This is a genomic window from Neobacillus sp. BF23-41 (assembly GCF_041106275.1).
In genome coordinates this window covers 1-2891 of sequence record NZ_JBGBPR010000077.1, presented here as the reverse complement: position 1 = coordinate 2891, position 2891 = coordinate 1, and the positions used below count along the sequence as shown (strand labels likewise).

The 2891-nt window shown below is 39.4% G+C and carries 1 protein-coding gene and 8 tRNA genes; 1 reads left to right on the top strand and 8 read right to left on the bottom strand.

Annotated features, from left to right (window positions below):
- Positions 1-464: 464 nt before the first annotated feature.
- Positions 465-704: a hypothetical protein gene (locus AB7942_RS30305; RefSeq protein ID WP_369449758.1), complete on the top strand. Its 240-nt coding sequence runs from the start codon at positions 465-467 to the stop codon at positions 702-704.
- A gap of 1062 nt (positions 705-1766) precedes the next feature.
- Here AB7942_RS30305 and AB7942_RS30300 read toward each other — a convergent pair.
- The 8 genes from AB7942_RS30300 to AB7942_RS30265 all read right to left on the bottom strand — a co-directional run bounded on the left by AB7942_RS30300 (position 1767) and on the right by AB7942_RS30265 (position 2647).
- Positions 1767-1841 (bottom strand) — tRNA-Asn (locus AB7942_RS30300).
- Between the two features lie 9 nt (positions 1842-1850).
- Positions 1851-1927, bottom strand: a tRNA-Ile gene (locus tag AB7942_RS30295).
- Positions 1928-1931: 4 nt separating this feature from the next.
- Positions 1932-2005: transfer RNA gene (locus tag AB7942_RS30290), tRNA-Gly, on the bottom strand.
- Between the two features lie 10 nt (positions 2006-2015).
- Positions 2016-2089: transfer RNA gene (locus tag AB7942_RS30285), tRNA-Cys, on the bottom strand.
- A gap of 9 nt (positions 2090-2098) precedes the next feature.
- Positions 2099-2183: transfer RNA gene (locus AB7942_RS30280), tRNA-Tyr, on the bottom strand.
- 37 nt (positions 2184-2220) lie between these two features.
- Positions 2221-2293 (bottom strand) — tRNA-Phe (locus AB7942_RS30275).
- Positions 2294-2493: 200 nt separating this feature from the next.
- Positions 2494-2570 (bottom strand) — tRNA-Asp (locus AB7942_RS30270).
- 3 nt (positions 2571-2573) lie between these two features.
- Positions 2574-2647, bottom strand: a tRNA-Met gene (locus AB7942_RS30265).
- Positions 2648-2891: the final 244 nt, after the last annotated feature.

The following is a 2891-nucleotide window of genomic DNA, read 5'->3' as shown; positions in this document are numbered from 1 at the left end:
ATATTAATAGAAGAAACACGATTTTTTTATTGTTTGTTGACGTTTTTGTTTGTTTAGTTTTCAAAGAACAATCTATCATGTCAGAAGCGACATTTATTAGTATATCGATTCTCTATTAGAATGTCAATATATTAATTTAGCTTTTTTGTTTCCACTTTTAACTATTAAAACCGCCGTTAAAAGCAACTTAGCTATCATACCACCTCCAATTTACAAATGCAACAGAAAGTTTTTCTTTTTTCAGGAAAGTTCACTTCCTTAAAACTATTTCTTGAGATAACAATATCTTATCTTTATAAATCAACAACCAAATCCCTGGCCATATGCAATCTTCAACAAATATCGGGGCATAACAGGCACTGGAAATAGGGTAGGATTTTAGCGTATACTAGTTTAAGTAAATATAAATATATAAAATCTAAATCTGTGAATTTTATTGCTTTCTATCTGGAGAGGATTATCGTATGAGAATTGTAACAAAAGTTAAAAATGAAGAACTAGAAATTATAAAAATCTATATAAGCCTGGGATTTACGATTACTGTAGAAATATTCACAGTTCCAGAGGGCTACAAAAGCTTAGCGAATAATTCCTTCCATCAACACGATGAATTATTAGGAACTGGAGTTCATAATAATAAAAAAGAGAGTGTAAAACTAGCCATCAAAGCTTTACGGGAATTGATGGAAGCGTTCGAGGAATAATACCCAAAACCATAGTCTAAAAACCATGCTGGTAAAAAAACAGCATGGTTTTTATATCTTTATCGCTCGGCGACTGGCACCTGAATTAAGAAAGCACCTTTTCAGGGCTAAGCAGCAGAAATAATGCCTCAGGGAGTTTCAATGTCCTCAGCGATGGTTCACACAACCTCGAAGAACCGTCCTCGGGTCTTTATGAACTGACAAATCTCCCCCTTTTCTCCCAAGTTTCCTCACTAATCAAACGTTTGATTAAAATCGCCTACATCCTTGATATATATCGATGCATCCTTCCCAATCCATATAATTAATGTTGAAAAATGTAAGAAAAAAAGGGGAAAAATAGCAATCAAACCGATAACGTCACGAAACGACACTCTTTCGACTAAATACCGTATAAGCTATACTATTTAAACGTTTGATTGAAATAGCTGAAAGTACTGAAATAAAAGGAATTCCCTTACAACTCCTGCATGTAGATTGTCGAGATGCGTTTGGACATTCCGCAGGAAATACCCCACCTTTCTACAAAAACTGATCAGTTTCTCCTAAACCTCCATGATTCTATTAAAATCGTGGCGTTTTGATACTATCCAAACGCTTGATTAAAAGAAGCCTCAGACCGCTCCATTACTAGATTTAGTACTTCAAATTCCTGTGAAGAATGTCGAGAACTATCCTCAACATGACACTTTTAAAAAGGAACTAGGATTAGTTGCTGAATCATGATTCGTGCCTAAAACTATTACTGCGATGGTATAAGTCACCAAAATTAGGTAGTAAATATCCTCGGCCCAAATGAATTCCCAATTTTTATCCAGCGAATGTCGTAAGTTTTATAAAATATGTAGTAAGTGTCTGTAATTATGTTGTAAGTATCCGTAATTGTGTTGTAAACTCTCCAAAATATGTAGTTAGTATCCAAAATTATGTAGTTAGTTCCCAACTGCAGGAATTTTATCTCTATTTAGACGCAGAAAAACCACCTTTTAAAAAATAATTTCTTTTTTAAAAGGTGGTTTTTATAAAAAAGAACAAGCGAACGGTCCCTTCAGTTTAAAAAAATGGCTCCGCAGGTAGGACTCGAACCTACGACCGATCGGTTAACAGCCGATAGCTCTACCACTGAGCTACTGCGGAATAATATTATGGTGGGCCTAAATGGACTCGAACCATCGACCTCACGCTTATCAGGCGTGCGCTCTAACCAGCTGAGCTATAGGCCCAATTTGGAGCGGGTGAAGAGAATCGAACTCTCATCATCAGCTTGGAAGGCTGAGGTTTTACCACTAAACTACACCCGCATTAAAAATTTGGAGGCGGCACCCGGATTTGAACCGGGGATGGAGGTTTTGCAGACCTCTGCCTTACCACTTGGCTATGCTGCCTAACTAGAATGGTGGAGGGGGACGGATTCGAACCGCCGAACCCTGAGGGAGCGGATTTACAGTCCGCCGCGTTTAGCCACTTCGCTACCCCTCCATATATAAGACTACTAATAGAGTCTTAAATTTAATGATGGCTCAGGACGGAATCGAACCGCCGACACAAGGATTTTCAGTCCTTTGCTCTACCGACTGAGCTACTGAGCCGTAATTAGGATGATTCCCTAAACATATAATTCCGTACGTCCTTTGCTCGAAAGAACTCACGTACTTTCTCGCAGATTGCCGCAGATGTTTTTCAGTGATGTAAGCAATCTGCTCTACCCACTGAGTTACTGAGCCTAGAATATGTATTTTTCTAAAAAAAAAAATCTATAATAACAGTAGTTAACCTACTGGGATAAAAATGGCGGTCCGGACGGGACTCGAACCCGCGACCTCCTGCGTGACAGGCAGGCATTCTAACCAACTGAACTACCGGACCATATTGCGGGGACAGGATTTGAACCTGCGACCTTCGGGTTATGAGCCCGACGAGCTACCAGACTGCTCCACCCCGCGACAATAGAAATTATATAGTTTTGTCCATGCTCAATGTTCCATGGACTGTATCAATCTCAGTAAGCATATGCAAGCAGCAGCTCAATTGATACAACTCGCAGATTATTCATGAAGCAATGCTCGTTGCTCCACCCCGCGACAATAGAAATTATATATTAATGAAATATATGGAGGAGGAAGAGGGATTCGAACCCCCGCGCGGTATGACCCGCCTGTCGGTTTTCAAGACCGATCCCTTCAGCCA